This window comes from Amaricoccus sp. W119 (assembly GCF_047275745.1).
Lineage (GTDB): Bacteria > Pseudomonadota > Alphaproteobacteria > Rhodobacterales > Rhodobacteraceae > Amaricoccus.
Genome location: NZ_JBKQWU010000186.1, coordinates 1 through 946, shown reverse-complemented (window position 1 = coordinate 946; position 946 = coordinate 1). Strand labels below are relative to the sequence as shown.

The following is a 946-nucleotide window of genomic DNA, read 5'->3' as shown; positions in this document are numbered from 1 at the left end:
TGGGCATGATGTACGAGCTCGACGCGATCGCGGCGACCGTCATCGGCGGCACCTCGCTCGCCGGCGGCCAGGGCCGGATCACCGGCACGGTGATCGGCACGGTGATCCTCGGCACGATGACCTCGGGCTTCACCTTCCTCCGCATCGACGCCTACTACCAGGAGATCGTCAAGGGCCTCATCATCGTCGCCGCCGTCGTCGTCGACGTCCAGCGCCAGAGAAAGCGCACCAAGAAAAGCTGAGCACCCAGAACGGGCGAAAGCGGAAGGCCAGAACAGAGGCCAGCGCCCGGCCATCAGGCTGAGCCACGCAAGACCCGGCCGGTCCCCAAGGGGGCCGGCCAAGCCCCATGCCACAGGCGGCGGGCTTTCGACCGGTCCGTTCGCGAGGACCGGATCAAGACCGGCCGGCGGGCGGGACGGGCTGTCCCCGGCGTGGCCACATCACCCAGGAGAACAGAGATGACTGTGCGATTTGGCGTGCTCGGCGCGGGCCGCATCGGCAAGGTGCATGCGCGGGCGGTGTCCGGCAATCCCCAGGCGGCGCTCGTCGCGGTCGCGGATGCGATGCCGGCGGCGGCCGAGGCGCTGGCGGCGGAATACGGCTGCGAGGTGCGCGCCATCGAGGCGATCGAGAGGGCCGATGACATCGACGCCGTGGTGATCTGCACGCCCACCGACACCCACTCCGACCTGATCGAGCGGTTCGTGAAGGCGGGCAAGGCGGTGTTCTGCGAGAAGCCGATCGACCTCTCGGTCGCGCGGGTCCAGGATTGCCTCAAGGTCGTCGCGGCCGAGAACGGCAAGCTCATGGTCGGTTTCAACCGCCGCTTCTGTACCGCCCCCGGATCCTGAGACACCTGATTGCGCTTACGCGGCCAGCGGGATCGTGTCCATCTGGTCGCGTCGGAATTGGGCTGGGGAGCGGTGTCCGTGCCGCTCGATCA

The 946-nt window shown here is 68.5% G+C and carries 2 protein-coding genes; both read left to right on the top strand.

Features of this window, described 5'->3' with window-relative positions; translation table 11 throughout:
* Positions 1 to 242 (top strand): ABC transporter permease (locus tag ACLJK8_RS22895; RefSeq protein ID WP_413151435.1); only part of this gene is annotated, 242 nt, incomplete at its 5' end.
* 219 nt (positions 243 to 461) lie between these two features.
* Positions 462 to 854, top strand: a complete 393-nt coding sequence (locus ACLJK8_RS22890) for a Gfo/Idh/MocA family oxidoreductase (protein WP_413152694.1) — start codon at positions 462 to 464, stop codon at positions 852 to 854.
* Positions 855 to 946: the final 92 nt, after the last annotated feature.